At 34.2% G+C, this 17,122-nt stretch carries 16 protein-coding genes; 3 read left to right on the top strand and 13 right to left on the bottom strand.

The window, feature by feature from the left end:
* Positions 1–2: 2 nt before the first annotated feature.
* The 3 genes from ACFOOI_RS02760 to ACFOOI_RS02770 are packed head-to-tail and all read right to left on the bottom strand — an operon-like array spanning position 3 to position 4,473.
* Positions 3–845 (bottom strand): ABC transporter permease, encoded by an 843-nt coding sequence (locus ACFOOI_RS02760; protein WP_379834778.1) that lies wholly within the window; start codon positions 843–845, stop codon positions 3–5.
* An 11-nt stretch (positions 846–856) separates the two neighbouring features.
* Positions 857–1,930: a hypothetical protein gene (locus tag ACFOOI_RS02765; RefSeq protein ID WP_379834780.1), complete on the bottom strand. Its 1,074-nt coding sequence runs from the start codon at positions 1,928–1,930 to the stop codon at positions 857–859.
* A 23-nt stretch (positions 1,931–1,953) separates the two neighbouring features.
* Positions 1,954–4,473, bottom strand: a complete 2,520-nt coding sequence (locus tag ACFOOI_RS02770; protein ID WP_379834782.1) for a polysaccharide biosynthesis/export family protein — start codon at positions 4,471–4,473, stop codon at positions 1,954–1,956.
* Between the two features lie 167 nt (positions 4,474–4,640).
* Here ACFOOI_RS02770 and ACFOOI_RS02775 point away from each other — a divergent pair, with 167 nt between their 5' ends.
* Both ACFOOI_RS02775 and pheA read left to right on the top strand, forming a co-directional pair.
* A complete protein-coding gene (locus ACFOOI_RS02775) occupies positions 4,641–6,524 on the top strand; it encodes a DNA topoisomerase IV subunit B (RefSeq protein WP_379834784.1) in 1,884 nt (627 codons plus the stop codon).
* A 17-nt stretch (positions 6,525–6,541) separates the two neighbouring features.
* Positions 6,542–7,615, top strand: a complete 1,074-nt coding sequence (gene pheA, locus ACFOOI_RS02780) for a prephenate dehydratase (protein WP_379834786.1) — start codon at positions 6,542–6,544, stop codon at positions 7,613–7,615.
* Here the strand turns inward: pheA and ACFOOI_RS02785 are convergent.
* The 10 genes from ACFOOI_RS02785 to ACFOOI_RS02830 form a co-directional block, all read right to left on the bottom strand.
* Positions 7,612–9,294: a hypothetical protein gene (locus ACFOOI_RS02785; RefSeq protein WP_379834788.1), complete on the bottom strand. Its 1,683-nt coding sequence runs from the start codon at positions 9,292–9,294 to the stop codon at positions 7,612–7,614. The two genes, pheA and ACFOOI_RS02785, sit on opposite strands and share 4 nt — an antisense overlap.
* 1 nt (position 9,295) lies before the next feature.
* Positions 9,296–10,219 carry a bifunctional riboflavin kinase/FAD synthetase gene (locus ACFOOI_RS02790; RefSeq protein WP_379834790.1) on the bottom strand — a complete coding sequence of 308 codons (924 nt, stop codon included), beginning with the start codon at positions 10,217–10,219 and terminating at the stop codon, positions 9,296–9,298.
* A 35-nt stretch (positions 10,220–10,254) separates the two neighbouring features.
* A complete protein-coding gene (gene truB, locus ACFOOI_RS02795) occupies positions 10,255–10,944 on the bottom strand; it encodes a tRNA pseudouridine(55) synthase TruB (protein ID WP_379834792.1) in 690 nt (229 codons plus the stop codon).
* Complete coding sequence (locus ACFOOI_RS02800) at positions 10,944–11,735, bottom strand: undecaprenyl-diphosphate phosphatase (protein WP_379834794.1); 792 nt, start codon at positions 11,733–11,735, stop codon at positions 10,944–10,946. The genes truB and ACFOOI_RS02800 overlap by 1 nt, the downstream gene beginning before the upstream one ends.
* A gap of 4 nt (positions 11,736–11,739) precedes the next feature.
* Positions 11,740–11,985, bottom strand: a complete 246-nt coding sequence (locus ACFOOI_RS02805) for a DUF3098 domain-containing protein (RefSeq protein ID WP_379834797.1) — start codon at positions 11,983–11,985, stop codon at positions 11,740–11,742.
* A 3-nt stretch (positions 11,986–11,988) separates the two neighbouring features.
* Positions 11,989–12,867, bottom strand: a complete 879-nt coding sequence (locus ACFOOI_RS02810; protein ID WP_379834799.1) for a cell division protein FtsX — start codon at positions 12,865–12,867, stop codon at positions 11,989–11,991.
* 84 nt (positions 12,868–12,951) lie between these two features.
* Positions 12,952–13,812, bottom strand: coding sequence for a lysophospholipid acyltransferase family protein (locus ACFOOI_RS02815; protein WP_379834801.1), 861 nt, complete (start codon positions 13,810–13,812; stop codon positions 12,952–12,954).
* A gap of 79 nt (positions 13,813–13,891) precedes the next feature.
* The gene (locus ACFOOI_RS02820; RefSeq protein WP_379834803.1) at positions 13,892–14,485 is read right to left on the bottom strand and encodes a bifunctional nuclease domain-containing protein; all 594 of its coding nucleotides are present in this window, start codon (positions 14,483–14,485) and stop codon (positions 13,892–13,894) included.
* A 78-nt stretch (positions 14,486–14,563) separates the two neighbouring features.
* On the bottom strand, positions 14,564–15,343 hold the full coding sequence (locus tag ACFOOI_RS02825) for a TIGR02757 family protein (RefSeq protein WP_379834806.1): 780 nt from the start codon (positions 15,341–15,343) through the stop codon (positions 14,564–14,566).
* Positions 15,344–15,364: 21 nt separating this feature from the next.
* Positions 15,365–16,210, bottom strand: coding sequence for a DPBB and LysM peptidoglycan-binding domain-containing protein (locus ACFOOI_RS02830; RefSeq protein ID WP_379834808.1), 846 nt, complete (start codon positions 16,208–16,210; stop codon positions 15,365–15,367).
* A gap of 119 nt (positions 16,211–16,329) precedes the next feature.
* Between ACFOOI_RS02830 and kdsB the strand changes: the two genes are divergently transcribed.
* Positions 16,330–17,079: a 3-deoxy-manno-octulosonate cytidylyltransferase gene (kdsB, locus tag ACFOOI_RS02835; protein ID WP_379834811.1), complete on the top strand. Its 750-nt coding sequence runs from the start codon at positions 16,330–16,332 to the stop codon at positions 17,077–17,079.
* Positions 17,080–17,122: the final 43 nt, after the last annotated feature.

Raw genomic sequence — 17,122 nt, forward strand, 5'->3', positions numbered from 1 at the left:
AATTAAATATGGTCTACAAATGAGTTTTCATGTTTTCTGAAAAAGCTAATAGACCAGAAAAACGTAATAAATATAAAAATGATAAAGGGAATAAAACTATCCCAATTAAACTTGGCAAAGTCACCTAACATACACCATCTAAGTGCATCTATAGCACCAGTAACTGGATTCAATACGAAGATTTTGTAATACCATGGGTTGTCAGAAATTGACCTAACATTGTCAGTTAAATAACCAACTGGGCTCACAAAGTATCCAAACTGTATTACGAATGGGATTATTTGGCCTATATCTCTATATTTTACATTTAGCACGGCCGAAATTAACCCAATTCCGAAAGCTGACATAAAAGATAAAAATATAAATAGGGGAGCTAAAATTATTTTCCAATCGGGCATAAATTGGTAGTACACACAAAAGAAAATAAACAATAAAACAGCTATACTGACATCTAACAAACCTAGGAAAATAGTTGACAAAGGAATAATAACCCTGGGAAAGTATACTTTAGTAACTAAATTACTATTTAAAACTATAGATTGACTTAGGGCTTGAAGGGATTGAGAGAAAAATAACCAGATAATTACACCTGGTACTACAGCCAAAGTAAAAGGTATAGAGGTGTCAACATTTAGTTTCCCAATTTTACCAAAGGCGAAGGCCATAACCAATGTAGTTACCAATGGTCTAATTGCACTCCAACCAACTCCTAGTACTGTCTGTTTATATTTTACAAGAATGTCTCTTTTTGCAAGAATCCAAAAAAGCTCTCTATATAGCCATATCTCTTTTAAGTATTCTGCAGTAGACTTTTTACCTGTGATAATTCTTTCTTTAACTTCCATTCCAAATATTCTTACGCTTTATCAGATAAAACGTCTTTTATCGATCTAATTATTAATAGTATAAATATAACAGCTAGCAAAGCTATAACTCCTCCTAATCGTGTGTTTAAACCTGATTTTTCGATCATGCCTAGTGGTAACCTTACAGGCTCAAGTATGGTAAAAATTGGAGTTTGTTCAATTATCATCCTGTTCAAAGCCTCCACATTCGCCATTTGAGTTAAATATTGATTGGTGATATAGGTGTTATCTCTGTTGGTTTGTTGCTGTTTCAAAATACCGCCCGGATCTACCACATTTGGATTGTCAAACGTTATTCGGGCAATTTTCCTATCCATGGTTTTAATTAGATAAGAAAGACTGTCTAATCTTTTTTCTTGAATAGTAAGTAGTTGACGAGTTTTCTTCGTCTTCATTTCTTTATAAAATTCTTCTGTAGATTCTAACAAAACTTCCACCCATCTTTTAGTCAAAATTTCATTTGAAGTTTGAGCGGATAATTCAAATAAACTAGAGTTATCTTGAGGATTTATTTTTGTTGTTTCATATAGCTTTGTATAAACATCTGCGAAAATCATATTTTCATATGGTGTGAACTCTGCCGCTGTTTTTTTAGTAAATCTATATTTGCAATAATCAGAAGGGCCATGAAATAAGGTTTTTCCCCATTCATTGGTTTTGATATCACTACTGTCAATAAAATAATTTATGAAAAGCTCTTTTTTATCACCTACCATTATTTCCTTCATAAAAGCTTTTTGAAAGACATTTCCAGAAGTAACAATAGCCTCAAAATTAGCCGCACCAAATAGGTCTCCGCCTCCAGCACCACCGCCGCCTCCTAAACCAAACGATGAAGCAAGGCCCCCAAGCTGGTTTGTAGCACCTCCACCTTCTAGTTCTAAATGAAAAACTATTTTTGCATCATATTTTTTTGGTGGTGCAAAAAAGAATGATTTTACAAGATCAAAAGCAGTTCCAAGTAAAAGTGCAATTAAAAGCAATTGCCAATATTTGCCTAGGTATTTGAAAACATCTACAATGCTAAGTATGAAAGCCTTGGTTGAAATTTGTTTTTCTTCCATATTATTTGATGGGGACACGCTAATTATTTTTTATTTAATTGTACCAAACCAACTATTGTTACAATAGTAGCCAATGTGCCACTTATTGTACCAATAAATGCTGCAAACTGATTAAACTGTTGTTGCGTATTCTCAGTTTTGGTTGGAATTATTATTTCACTTCCTGGCTCAACCTTTGGGAATATTTTTACAAATAAAAACTTTCTTGTTCTGTCTACTGATCCATTAGGATAAATAATAAAAGCTCTTCCTCTAGATGATTTTTTTGTAAAACCTCCCGATCGAGAAACATAATCAATAAAGTTATAGTCTGATTGGTACTTTACAGTGGTTGGATAAAGTATTTCACCTTCTATTCTCACTGTCTGTAGTCTTGTTGGAATGTTTATTTCGTCTCCATCCTGTAGGATTATATCTGCAAGAGAACCTGGGTTTTCAAGTATTTTAGCTAAATCTATTCCAATAGATTCAGTAATTAAATTTTTATCTTTTGCCTTAATAGTTGGGTCATTTAGCTGCGTTAGTTCTTCATCTTCTACAGCAGTTATGTCTTTAACTTTTGTATTTAGGTTTAAGTTTTTTAGAACATCTTCTCTTTGTGTTCTTTGAAACTCAGTAAGCAAAGTTTTTCTAACCAAAGTGGCACCTTTTGTGTAAGACAATGGTGTTAAACCACCTGCTCTATTTATTACATCAGAGATCTTTTCATCTTTATATTTGATACCATATTTGCCTGGGTAAATTACTTCACCTTTAAGCGTTATAAAGTTTTGCTTTTCGTAGTTTGGAGAAGTTCTAACAAATATCTCGTCATAAGGTACCAACGTTACCATTTTTTGGTTTGCATCTACGCTCAAGTCAGGTCTAATGTCAAATTCTATAATGTCAGATATTTGAGCATCTAATTGATTCGGTTCAACATTCCTTTTTCTTCTTACTATCTCAATTTTAGAAAGAGAAGCAGCCTCGGTTAATCCGCCTACTCTTACAAGAAGGTCTTGGATTGTCATATTTTTAATGTAAGGCACTTCTACTCCTAATTGTGCGTCGGGGTTATTGATAGCTCCTTGAATTCTAATATACGAAGCCTCTGTTAAGTTAAATATACTTGGAACTATAACGGCATCTTGTCTTTTTAAAGTTGGGTCTGGTACGTTATTTGCCCTAATATCTGATAGGTTATAAGAGATATTTGAAATAGATAAGTCATCATTGGTCCTGATTATAGTTATCCTACCTTGAAGGGCTTCGTCTTTAAGTCCTTCAGCTGAGTTGATTAATTTCATCAGGGTTGGGTTACTATCCAGTGAGTATTCTCCCGGTCTAAAAATAGCTCCTTCAATTGAGACCATATTTTCGAATCGCTCCAAAATTCGTTCTACCACAACTGAGTCTCCATTTATAATCGAAGTGTTTTTAAAACTTGTATTTACAACATCTAGAATTTTTCTCTCTTTTGACGTATTTCTGTAAACTTTAATTCTTTCCGTATATGCATATTGATTAAAACCACCAGCATAATTTAATGCTTCTTGAAGGTTTTCATTTTTTTCTATTTCAAAAAGGCCAACTCTTTTTAAATTGCCTTCTAATGCAACTCTACTTACATAGGGTCCTACATGTATTATATCCTGATCTTTCAATAAGTAATCTCCTCTCGAAAAGCCCTTGGTAATTACCTCATAAAGGTCTAAAGTAGAAACCGTACGATTACCTCTGATTAGCTTTATATCTCTGTAAGTTCCTATTTCATTTGGACCTCCACATAGGTATAAAGCATTAAGTAAACTGGTAAATGATGTAACTGTGTAAGTGCCAGGTGCTATAACTTCGCCAGTTATTTTAATTTTGATAGTTTTGTAACCTGTCAATGACAATTTAAAAAACGTGTTAGCTCCATAACCCGCTCCACCTTTTAAACCAATAAATATTCTAGAAAAGGCATTACGTATTTTATTTTCAGCTTCGTCTATGGTCAAACCAGCCACATTTACAACTCCCGCTTTTTCTAAAACTATAAATCCATCGGCATTTATGGTTGCTGTTTGTGTAAATTGAGAATACCCATAAATGTCCATTTTGAGCTTATCACCGCTTCCTAAAACATAATTGTTAGGAGTAGATATATTTGTATTTGCCGAAATGTCTACTTTGGTGTTTTCAAATAAAGAACTACCGAAAATTCTTTTTCTCAATGCCACTTTTGCTTCATCTGCCGCAAATTCAGCTTCTCTCGTAAGTCTTTGTTGTTCCTCAGCTTCCATTTGGACTGCGTCTTCTGGTGCTACGGTTATTCCTCTTGTGTCTGCTGGGGTGGTGGTAGGCACTCTATTTATAGCAGTGGTTCTATTTTTTGTTGGGGTAGCATCTTTGGTAATGTTTGTGCCTGTAGGCATTTGCTCAGTTGATGCGGGTACGTTTTGAATCTGGTTGGGGTTCGTGGTTGTTTGCGAAAAACCGTTGCTTGCTGAGGCAATTAAAATAATAAATAAAGCAAGCTCTTTCCTGAATCGAATAGTATTCCTAAATTTGGAAAATTTCATATTAAAAACGTATTTTGCTATTGTGCTAAATGGTATGTTGCACTTTATAAAATGCAAATTAACACAAGATTTTTGGTTTAATAAATTAAAGAAACTATAATTTTAAAAAGTACTTTTTTTTACAAAGTAACTTTGTTTTTTTTATAAAAAAAAATTTTACGTAAAACATGGCAGAAGAAAGCAAAGTCACCTATGACGAAGACAGTATTAGGTCCTTAGATTGGAAGGAGCACATTAGGCTCAGACCAGGTATGTATATTGGTAAACTTGGCGACGGTTCGTCTCCCGACGACGGTATTTATGTACTTTTAAAAGAGGTCATGGATAACTGTATAGATGAGTTTGCGATGGGCAATGGAAAAGCAATTGACATAACCCTAAATGACGGTAAGGTTATCATCAGAGATTATGGTAGAGGTATACCACTTGGTAAAGTAGTAGATGTAGTATCGAAAATAAATACAGGTGCCAAATATGACAGCAAGGCTTTTCAAAAATCCGTTGGTTTAAATGGTGTAGGTACTAAAGCCGTGAATGCACTGTCTTCTTATTTCAAAGTGAAATCTTTTAGAGAAGGTGAAAGTAAATTTGCGATTTTTGAACGTGGTGTATTAATCGAAGAAACTGGTATTGAGATTAGCTCTGAAAAAAATGGTACATATGTGGAGTTTATCCCAGATTCAACAGTTTTTAAAAACTATCATTACATACCGCAATATCTTGAAAATATGATTTGGAATTATTGCTATCTAAATGCAGGTTTGGCAATAAATTTCAATAAGAAAAAATATTTATCTCAAAATGGTCTTTTAGATCTTTTGTTAAGAAAAACGGATGATTCTAACCTAAGGTATGACATAATTCACCTCAAGGGTCCAGATATTGAACTCGCATTGACGCACGGCAACCAATATGGCGAGGAGTATTACTCATTTGTAAATGGTCAAAATACTACACAAGGCGGTACTCACCTTTCTGCTTTTAAAGAGGCTATTGTTAAAACAGTGAGAGATCACTTTGGCAAAGACTATGCTCCAGAGGATATTCGTCAATCCGTAATTGGAGCCATTTCTGTGAGAATTCAAGAGCCAGTTTTTGAGTCTCAAACAAAAACTAAACTAGGGTCAACCAACATATCTTTAGAAGATAATGCACCTACTGTAAGAACCTTTATCAATGATTTTATTAAGGAGCATTTGGATAACTATTTGCACATGCATGCAGATGTTAAAGATGCACTTAAGAAACGTATAGAGCAGTCGGAGAGAGAAAGGAAAGAGTTGGCAGGTGTAAAGAAAATAGCAAATGAAAGAGCAAAAAAAGCTAATCTTCATAATAAAAAATTAAGGGATTGCCGTTTTCATTATACTGACGAAAAGTATGAAGACAGGTTAGAAACTATGCTTTTCATTACGGAAGGTGACTCTGCAAGTGGATCAATTACTAAAGCAAGAAGCCCTGAAACCCAGGCTGTATTTAGTTTAAGAGGAAAACCATTGAACTGTTTTGGCTTAAGCAAAAAGGTAGTGTATGAAAATGAAGAGTTTAACTTACTTCAGCACGCACTTGATATCGAAAACGGTATAGAAGGTCTTCGTTTTAATCATATAATAATTGCTACCGATGCCGATGTAGATGGTTCTCACATTAGGTTATTGTTATTAACTTTCTTTTTGCAGTTTTTTCCAGATGTGGTGCGTGAAGGTCATTTGTTTATTTTACAAACACCACTTTTTAGAGTTAGAAATAAAAAAGAAACGCTCTATTGTTATTCTGATGAAGAAAAACAAAATGCCATCAAAAAACTAGGAGGTAAGCCAGAAATAACCCGTTTTAAAGGTTTGGGTGAAATATCTCCTCACGAGTTTGAAGGCTTTATTGGTAAAGAAATAAAATTAGATCCTGTTATTTTGGAAAAAGAATCTTCTATTCCTAAAATTTTAGGGTATTATATGGGTAAAAATACGCCTGATCGACAAAATTTCATTATTGAAAATTTAGTAATCGAAAAAGACATAATTGAGGAAAAAGAGATAATTTTGGAGGATTAATTAAATAAAATAAGGTAGTGACTTTAGAAGACGTAAGGCAAGAAATAGATAAACTGGATGATACTCTTTTGGAACTGTTAAACCAAAGGATGAATTGGGTGCATAAAGTAGGAGAGATAAAAAATAAAACAAAGGCTGTCATATACAGGCCTGAAAGGGAAAAGCAAATTATAGAGAGGCTTTTTGAGCAAAATAAAGGTCCTCTAAACAAAGATGCAATCGAAGCAATATTTTTAGAGATTTTTGCTGCAGCTCGAAATATAGAACTTCCAGAAAGAATAGCGTATTTGGGGCCAGAGGGCAGTTTTACTCACCAAGCTGCTGAAAGTAGATTTGGAGCCATGTCAGAATACGTGACTTTGCCTACGATCAAGGCCGTTTTTGAAGCGGTTGAAACTGAAAGAGTGCGTTTTGGTGTAATCCCTATCGAAAACAACCAAGAAGGTATAGTATATGAAACGGTTGATTTACTAAACGAAACCCAAGTAAATATTGCGGCTGAGTTAAAGATTCCCGTACATTTTACGATGGCGACTGAGGCTGAAAATCCTTCAAAAATTAAACGTATTTATTCTAAAGATATCGCTTTTAGACAATGTAGAGGCTTTTTAAATAAATATTTTGAACAAACACACCCAGAGGAAATTCAAGTAGAATCTACGTCTAAAGCAGCAAAGTTAGCCGCTGAGGATCCTGAGGCCGCAGCAATTTGTAGTGAAATAGCAGCAAAACTATTTAGACTTCCAGTTTTATTCAAAAACATAGAAGACAACTCAAACAACCGAACACGTTTTTTTATAATATCAAAAACTTTTGAAAATCAGCCTTCAGGTAACGATAAAACTACGCTTGTAGCAAGACTGCCAAAGACAGATGAATCAGGAGTTTTGGCGAACTTTTTAATGGATTTTAAGGAGCAAAATATTAACCTTACCAAGATAGAAAGCAGACCATACAAAGGAGACGAAGACTTTAACTTTTGGTTTTTTGTAGAACTTTTGGGATACCACAAAGACGAAAAATTCCAGGAAATATTAAATAAACATGGTGATTATATCAAAGTGTTAGGTAGCTATGTACGCAATGCCTAAAAGTTCGAAATTGTTTTTCCGGTTTCAAACTTTCGGATAGAATCCTTGGTGTATTGAATTTCAAAAAGTTTATAAGTGCCTTTAGGTACTAAAAATAGTGGGAAGGAAGCTTTTACGTTTGAATCGTAAAAGCTTTTTTGCTTTAAGAGCTGCATCGGATTATTTCTACGATGTTTGGCTGGAAAAATAAATGAAACTACCTCGTTTTCAATACTGAAATATAAACCATGAGCTTCGCATAAATCATTTTTTAAGGGATAAATGGCTTCTATAGATAATATATCATTTGTTTGATCTGTAATAAAAGTAGTACTTTTGGGCTCCACATGTAGAGTCCTATAGTCTTCCAGTTCATTTTTAGGGAAAACATAATCATTGGTCTGGTACATCTCTGTGAGCAAAGGATTCAGCAATTCCACGTGTTTCGGTATGAAATACTGGTTAGCCCATGTACCCGAATACCTCCAGTTTAATCCATCCGTTTCTGCATTTTTTCTTTTCATAATTCCCTCGTCTAGGTTGTTGTAATACGAGAGCACTAACATAAAAAAACTGAAACCACTTGCTGCTACAATAAAACTTCGATTGTTTTTAATGTTTTGAACTAAAAACAAATATACCAATGCAATAAGCATGTGAGAGTTAATAGTATAACGACTAACCATCGGAAATCCCGTGCGTGTCCAACCAATTAGAAGTCCTGTAGCGAGGAAGAATAATATGGAAGCAGTTAGGAATAAATCTGACTTTGAGTGTGCAAGTTTATTCAAATAAAGTATATAGTTTTTTGAGATAATGGTGTATTTTTTGAGAAAAAAGAATGTGAACAATATCACAATAATTAAACCTAAAGCTGTAGGTAAAATAACTCTTAATGAGCTGTTTGTAAGGCCTGTAGAGGTATCTGTTATATTTAGTGCGTATGAGCCGAGAAATTCAAAAACGTACAAAAATGCTTGAAGCGGATGTTCGGTAGGGGAGACATTTGGGTTCCATGCAGGTTTGTTATAACCTAGAAAATATACAAATACTAAAATAACGCTTAAGGCAATCCAAATTCCAAGATTTTTGTATTTCTTTTTTACTAATAAAATCAAAGCACCAAGTACTAGCATCAAAATGCCATTTCCATGTGTAAATAAGGCAATAATTGCAAATAAGAAAGAGAGTTTAAAGCCGTTTTTGGGATAATATAAAAGAAAATAAAGACTTAAAAATACATAGAAAATAACGGAGAAGTTTTGAAAAGGCACCATCAAAGATTGTAAGCTTTCAAAATATTGAGCATTGAATATCAGGAAGATAACAGGTACATAAGTCAATATATTTGCATTATACGGCCTTGTGACTTTATAAAGAACGAAGAAAATGAGAATCAAATTAATAAAGCCTAGCATAGCTAAGGTTTTCATCTCAAATACACCAAAAATCAAGTAAATTGCTAAATTGAAAAGCCGATCATTTACAACACGGTGTTCATTGTTTAATGAAACAAACTCTTGTAGTTTTTCAGAGATTGGAGCATCTGAAAATAAATGATATACCGGAAGCATGATTCCATGGAAATCATCCCACCAGGGGATATTTACGGTGATCACATATTGAAAAAACCAAAGACAGCCAATAGTTATTAAACTAATACTCCAAAATATAATCTTTGTGTTTTTTTGTGAAATCATGTTAAATGACTTTTAGTGCCTCTATACAGTCTTCCTTTATTTGATGAATTAAATTTTGAATTGAATCAAATTTTTTCTCATCTCTGATATAGGCTATAATTTCTACTTTGATAGTTTCACCATAAATATCGTCATTAAAATCGAAAATATGAACTTCTTGTGTAGTGCCTATTCCATCTACGGTTGGTCTATTCCCAATATTCATAATACCGGAATATGTGGCGTTTCTAAGGCTAACTTTTACCGCGTAAACTCCGTTTTTAGGAATCAATTTATATTCCTTCTGAATTTTAACATTGGCTGTGGGGAAACCAATAGTTCTTCCTAGTTGACGCCCTTTAACCACATGGCCTTCAAACGCATACGGTCTTCCTAATAATTCGTTGGCCACATGTACATTTCCTTTCAAAATGGCCTCCCTAATTTTAGTGGAGCTAATGGTGATATTCTCAATCTCTTGCCTAGTAATTTCTTCTATACCAATTTTGAATCTGTCGGCATTTTTAACCAAATAGTCCATGCCGCCTTCTCTATTTCTACCAAAACGGTGATCGTAACCAATTACCAGAGTCTTTGTACCTATTCCTTTAATCAAAATATCTTCTATGTACTGCTCTGAAGATAATTCTGAAAACTCTCTGGTGAAAGGTAGAATTATAAGATGATCAATTCCCACTTCTTTGAGTAATTCGGTCTTTTCATCTATAGTAGTAAGGAGTTTAAGGTTATCATTGTCTTTGGATACTATTAATCTTGGGTGTGGCCAAAACGTAAGCAACACACTTTCTCCTTTGTTCTTTTTTGAGATTTCTTTCAGCCTGCTCAGTATTTCTCTATGACCGAGATGAACTCCATCGAATGTGCCGGTGGTTACGACAGCATTTCCCAATGGTTTAAAGTCTGAAAGTTTATGATATATTTTCATAATTGTTATTCAAAATTCAAGGAAAGAAATAGCGATTAGATTTGGTTAGCTTCTTTTAGTTTTTCCACCAAATCTTCTACTGTGTAGGCATTATCAACCGAAAAGTTTCCAATTTTTGTTCTTCTTAATGAACTCAAAAAGCCTCCTGAGTTTAAGGCTTTACCAAAATCGTAAGCCAAACTTCTGATGTAGGTTCCTTTTGAGCATACCACTCGGAAACTAATTTCTGGGAAATTTTTTGTGTCAATATCAAATTCGAAAATTTCAATTTCCCTCGCTTTTAATTCTATCGTATTTCCTTTTCTGGCTTCGTCGTAAGCCCTCTTACCTTTAACTTTAATTGCCGAAAAAATAGGGGGCATCTGACTAATGACTCCCATAAAAGATAGCCTTGCTTTTTCTAGGCCTTCTTCGGTGATATGGTCCACAGGAAAGTTTGCGTCTACTTCAGTTTCTAAGTCGTATGAAGGAGTGGTTTTGCCCAATGTTATGGTTCCTGTATATTCTTTAGGTAAGCCTTGGTATAGGTCTATTTCTTTGGTTTTTTTTCCCGTGCAGAGTATTAGCAAACCTGTAGCAAGGGGGTCTAAGGTGCCCGCATGCCCAACTTTTTTAAATTTGCCTGTGTATCTCACTTTATTGACTACATCAAATGAGGTCCAAGTAAGTGGCTTGTCAAGGAGTAATACCTCGTTATTAAATGGTATTTCTATTTCCGGAATCATTATACAATTTTAAGATCTACACCTGACCACATCAGTCCAAGTAAAATTAGTCCAAGAGCAATTCTATAATATCCGAACACTTTGAATCCATGTTTTTGTAGGAAACCAATGAAGAATTTTATTGCCACTATGGAAACAATAAATGCCACCACGTTACCCACACCCAAGAGCATAAGTTGTTCTTGGTCAAAGTTTAAGTCTCCATTTTTAAATCCTTTTAGTAGTTTATAGCCTGAAGCTGCAAACATGGTAGGCACTGCCAAAAAGAACGAAAATTCAGCCGCTGATTTTCTTGATAATCCTTGAAACATTCCTCCTATAATAGTAGCCGCAGATCGAGATACGCCCGGAATCATGGCAATGCATTGGAACAAACCGATTATAAAACTGTTTTTATAATTAGCTTCCTCCTTTTGTGGTTTATCTTCAAATAGTTTATCGATAAATACCAAAACCACACCACCTAACAATAAACTTGTGGCAACAACCCACACGTTTTCTAGTATAGAATCAATGAAATCATTGGCCAAAAAACCGATGACAGCAGCTGGTATAAAAGCTACAAATAGTTTATAATAAAAATCTAACGTTTGGAAAAAACGCTTCCAGTACAATACTATTACAGCGATAATGGCTCCAAATTGAATGTTTACTTCAAATATTTTGGTAAAAGCTTGGTCAGCTATTCCCATAAAAGAAGCTCCAATGATCATATGACCCGTGGAGCTGATTGGAAGGTACTCTGTTATACCTTCAATAATGGCCAGAATTATGGCTTGGATTAGATTCATTTAATCAAGATTTTTTCTTTAAAAGAGCATAAAATTCTATCATGAAGCCAGAAAAGGCTACGATTGGCCCGAGTGTTAAACCCATAAAACCAAATCCAAACTCTTCCTTATCGAGTGACATTATAATGAAACCAATGATTATCAAGGCTACACCCGCTAACATAATCGTGAAGTTACCTTTCCCAAACGCAAGATGAGTTGGTTTTGAGTCAGCCATAACTGATTCTGTTTTTTCTTTTTTCTCTTTCATTTTTTAATATAATTTATCTAAATCTAATTTGTGATATCTAACTATGGATTGATAAGTACTCATTACCCCAATCATTGGACCCAAAATTAATAAAATTAAAAATAGCCAAATGGTATTTTGTGTATTCTGAATAATGGATAAACCTTCTATTTGACTGATGGCGACTGTTTTAGTGAAAAATACCAATAATATTGCAATTAACGCTGCCACAGTTCCTTGGAAAAAACCTTTGGCTAAAAATGGTTTTTGAATAAAATAATCTGTAGCCCCTACAAGTTGCATGGTTCTGATAATAAACCGCTGTGAATACAAAGCAAGCTTAATAGTATTGTTAATCAGTAATAAAGTAGCTATGAAAAATATTAAAACTATGGCGGCTAAGATTTTATATACTTTGTTAACATTGGAAATTATCCCATTCAAAAAATCTTTGGCATAGTCTACCTCAAAAACTCCAGGCACTTTTTCAATCTGAGTTTTCATTTCTTTGAGTCTACTCTCTGAAATATTCTCTTCTTTTAGTTTTATAGTGTAGGCGTCTCTAAATGGATTGTCGCCTAGTACCTCTTTAAAATTCTCTTTGGTATCTTTGAAAAATATATCAGCTGCAGTTTCTTTTGAGATTAAAACCACTCCAGGCCTCGATGATGTGTGCTCGGCTATTTTTAAATTGATAAGGTCTGATTTTATTTTAGCTAATTCTAAAGCATCGAGATCTCTTTCAAGGTAGACTTGGATCTCTACATTTTGCTTTACGTATTTGATAAGTTCTTTTGAAGAAATAGCTATCCAGCCACAAAAGCCAATTAAAAAAAGGGCAACAGTTAAGCTGATGATTATTAATATGCCTGGGTAACTACCTAATGTTTTATTAAAACTCATTATTATTTTGGATCCTATTCTACAAAGATAAATAATTATCTAAAGAAGCATATTAAATTGGGTTTCTTTTAAGGATTTTTAAGCTTATTCTCCGCGTTTTGCCATCTCTTTTAGTGCATTCCATTCGGCTATTTGCTCTGGCATGCTTTGTTCAATAATGTTTTGAACGATAAGCGTTATTTCTTCTAAACTTTGGCTATCGTCAAAATAGATTGGTTTTTTGAATTTTACGCTCAATTCTGTATTCCTCTTTTTGTATTTTAAGCCAGTTTTGTTAAAAGCCCTTCTGAAGCCATTTATCACCACAGGCACCACTATCGGCTTGTTTTGAAGAATAATATGTGCGGTACCTTTTCTGATAGGAGCGTATGGACTGGTAGTTCCCTGGGGGAAACTTACTACCCAACCTGCCGAAAGGCCCTTTGAAACACTATCGCCTGCTGATGTATCTACTTCTCTTTTAACATTTACGCCTTCTGCCCTCCAGCTTCTTTCTACCAAAATAGCACCTGCAAGGCTAAATAGCTTGGGAATAAAGCCCGATTTCATGGTTTCTTTGGCTGCCACATAAAACGTTTTTCCTCTTGGCGAAAATAAATATATTGGAATTAGTTTTTTCCCAAAACCCCACTTGTGATTACAGAAGATATGGTAAAATGCAATTACATCAGCAAAGTAGGTCTGATGATTGGAGATAAAGAAAACGTTTTCGTTGGGTAGGTCTTTTAAATATTCTGTCCCTTCTATTTTAAGTTTGTTAACTACCGAAAGTCTCCAATAAGTAGGCCAGCCTGCTATAAATATTATGATTCTTTTTAGTAGGAGCCAATTACCGAAGGGGTCTTTTTGGAAAATACCAAATATGTCCAAATACGTCAAAAACTTAATAAAGTTTGAGTCGCTAGGATTTGGTTTTGGTAAGAAATTTTTAAGTATTTTTATCATTTAGGTTAATTTCTGGTTATAGGTAACCTAAAGTTAATGGAATTCAGAAAAGAACGGTTAAAATGAGTGAAATTAAATATTAATTACGCTTTTCTATCTCGTCTCTGATTTTAGCAGCTTTCTCGTAGTCCTCGTTTTTTATTGCCTCTTCTAGCAAGTTTTTAAGGTCATCTACATGTAGTGATAAAATATCTTGTCCTGACTTGACGGGCACTACTATGGTTTCTTCTTCTTCAGCTTCAGTTTCTATTTGTTCACCTAAATCAGAAGCACTAATGCCCGCTTCTTTTAATACGTTTTCGTTTGTGTAAATGGCCGCATTAAATCTAAGTGCTATTGCTACCGCATCAGAAGGTCTTGCATCGATATTTTTTTGTCTGATGCCATCTGTGCATATTATTTTAGAATAAAATACACCTTCCGAAATATCAGAGATTTGGATTTCTTCTATTGAAAAGTCAAAAGACTTAGAAAATGACTTAAACAAATCGTGTGTCAGCGGACGAGTGGGTTGAATATTCTCCATTTCTATTGCGATTGCCTGAGCTTCAAACATCCCAATTATGATAGGCAAACGCCTGTCTCCATTTACTTCTGAAAGAATTAAAGTAAACGAACCTGCCTGTAGCTGGCTCGGAGATAAATCCAATATTTCTAGTTTTATTTTTTCCACGGCACAAATATAATACAATTGCGAGTTCTTAAAAATTAAAGCAATTGTAAACAGTTAAAATTTATATATTTTTGAAAATTATTCAATAGCATCGAAATATTTTTCAATTCCTAGGCCAAACAAAGCGAAATCAAACTTAACAGGATCATCTGCATCGATACTTTTTAGGTTATCAGTTATTTCTACTGCCATGCTCCAGTCTGCTTTTGGTCGCTGTGTGAGTCCCAATATTCTCGCAGATTTTTCTACGTGTACATCACAAGGACAAATCAAATGACTAGGTTTTATAGTATCCCAAATCCCAAAGTCTACATTTTTTTCATCCGACCTAACCATCCATCGCAAGTACATATTTAATCTTTTACAAGCCGAGTTTTTGGCAGGTGTAGAAATATGCTTTCGAGTTCTGTGGGGGTAGTCTTCAAGCGAAAAAACATATGAGTTAAACGCAATTAGCATTTGTTTCATTTCAAAATTTGATTCCTTTGGATAAAAAGCGTTTTCTAAACTATCAAATTTAGAATAATGAGTTTTCAGGAATTCTATCAAATAGAAAAGGTCGGTGTCATTAAAAGTTCTATGTTTAAAGCCAGCCAAAGGCTTTAAATCATTGTAGGAGTGATTCATGATGAAATCAAACGGACTGTTGCCCATTTTATGCATCAATTCTTCTAATTTCGAGATTATTGTTTTTCGCTGTCCCCAAGCCAAAATAGCAGCAAACAAACCTGAAATTTCAATATCTTGTTTTTTCGAAAACTTGTGAGGTATAGAAATAGGGTCTAGTTCAATAAAATCAAAATTATTAAACTGTATATATTTCGTTTTTAATAACTCTACAGCAGATTCAGTTAACATTTGGGCTTCAGTTCTTTTCTTTTATTTTGCTGTTTCAAAATATACTACTTCCGCTCTAATCTTTGAATCCTTTGGCTTGAGTTTATAGTATGCATAAGGCGAAAGTTTTACCAAAATTTCTTGATCTGGTCCGGTTTCAGATAGATTGCCAACCACCTTGGCAGTGATGGTAGCACCATTTGCCTCATTTGTAATTTTTATGATAGAACCTACAGGAGCAGTTCTGTGAAGTGCCAAGTAATTGTTAGACCTATTGGTAGTATTTATTACCTCTGCTACACCTTCTTGTGTGATTTTCTTTCCCACGGCCACTTGCTCTAAAGCAATAAACTTAGGTTTGTCAAGCACACTTTTTTTGAGAACTTTTTTGATTTCTTCAGGGTCAATTATTAGTTTTTGTCCCTGTCCAAGTTTATTTTCTTCAATCCCATTTGCTTCTACAAAATCTGAAATGTCAATGTTGTATTTTCTAGAAATAGAATATACTGTTTCGCCCGCAGAAACCTCATGGATGCCTTTTTTGTCTGTGATTTCTTTCTTACTTGCTTTTTCTTCTCTTTTAAACGCTTTTGCAGTTACCTGTTTTCCATTTTTCATCAAAGGAAAATACAAAACTTGATTTACTTTAATGGCTACTTGGTTATTTAAAACAGGATTGGCAGCCATTACTTCTGGCATGGTGCTGTTATACACTCTCACTAAACTATACAAAGTTTGGCCTGCTTGTACTTTGTGAAGCACAAAAACCTTATCTTTAACTATCTCAGTTTTTAAAGTGTCTTTTGTAGAACTAAGAATTTTATAATCGGAAGCGAAAGCACTGTTTGTAATACTTAAAAGTATTATTATTAATATTCTATTTAACATAGATTTGGATTTTGATCTTTGCAAATTTAACGGTTTATAACTGTTTTCTAATTATTTTTTTTTCAAACGGTCATTATTTTGTTTTCTTATATAGATTTGCATATTAATCATACAATAATTTGAAAATTCTAGGTATAATTCCAGCCAGAATGGCTTCCAGTAGATTTCCCGCCAAACTATTAAAAGAAGTAAATGGTGTCTCAATCTTGCAAATGGTTTACCAGCAGTGCCTATCAGCAAATTTGCTTTCTAAAGTTGTGGTGGCAACCGATCATGATGATATTTTTGAACACGTGAAGGCCTTTGGAGGTCATGCTATTATGACCAACACCAAACACCAAAGCGGAACCGACAGGTGTGCGGAAGCACTAGAAGTGATGGGCGGAAGTGCAAACTATGACTTTGTGGTAAATATTCAAGGCGACGAACCCTTGATTTCTCCTACAACGATAAACGACCTTTGTCTTGCCTTAGAAACAAAGTCTGAAGTTATTACGGTATGTAAAAAAATAGTAGAAACCGAAACTTTGCTTAATCCTAATGTGGTGAAAGTTGTAATAGGTGAAAACAAACAAGCCTTATATTTTAGCCGTTCACCCATTCCATTTTACCGAGAGTCAGGAATTGATTTTTGGGTAAAAGATTTTTCATACTTCCGGCACATGGGTATTTATGCTTTTAGGTCTGATGTGTTACAAGGAATAGTGAAATTGCATATGTCTCCGCTCGAAAATTGCGAAAAACTTGAGCAACTCAGGTGGCTCTCTAATGGTATCACTATCAAAGTTATAGAAACTCAGTTTGATAGCTTAGGAATAGATACCGAAGAAGATTTTGAGCAATTGAAGCAATTTTTAAATAAAAAATAACGTATTTAATAGAATACGAAACAATATAAGAAATAAACCAAAT

It is taken from the genome of Lacihabitans lacunae, assembly GCF_042649125.1.
Taxonomy (GTDB): Bacteria; Bacteroidota; Bacteroidia; order Cytophagales; family Spirosomataceae; genus Leadbetterella; species Leadbetterella lacunae.